The organism is Pantoea sp. 18069 (assembly GCF_902706035.1).
GTDB lineage: Bacteria > Pseudomonadota > Gammaproteobacteria > Burkholderiales > Burkholderiaceae_C > Comamonas.
In genome coordinates, this window is record NZ_CACSJA010000130.1 from 1 (window position 1) to 415 (window position 415).

The following is a 415-nucleotide window of genomic DNA, read 5'->3' on the forward strand; positions in this document are numbered from 1 at the left end:
CATCAGCGCCATGCCAGCGAGCGCCATGCCGCAGGCGGCCCACAGCGTCCAGCCGTAGCGGCGGCCCAGCACGGCCATGGCCAGGAGCGGCACGACCAGCACGTTCAGCCCGGTGACGAAGGCATTGCGGTTGCTGCTGGTGCGCGCCAGCCCCTCGATCTGCAGCCAGAACGCGAGGAACAGCAGGGCGCCCAGCAGCAGGCCCCAGCGGCGCTCCGCGCGGCGCATGCCGCGCCACAGGGGGCTGAGCACGGCGAGCGCGATCGCGAAGCGCAGCCAGATGATCTGCAGCGCATCCAGGTGCGCGGACAGCATCTTCATCGCGGGGAAGGTCGTTCCCCAGACCACGGTGACCAGCAGGAGGGCGAGCAGGCCCTGGCGTTCGGAGCGCATGGGTTGGAAAGGAGGCAGGGGC

At 71.1% G+C, this 415-nt stretch carries 1 protein-coding gene; it reads right to left on the bottom strand.

What is annotated here, in order from left to right:
* On the bottom strand, positions 1-393 hold a 393-nt coding region (locus GVL12_RS25875), incomplete at its 3' end, for a DMT family transporter (protein ID WP_159918399.1).
* Positions 394-415: the final 22 nt, after the last annotated feature.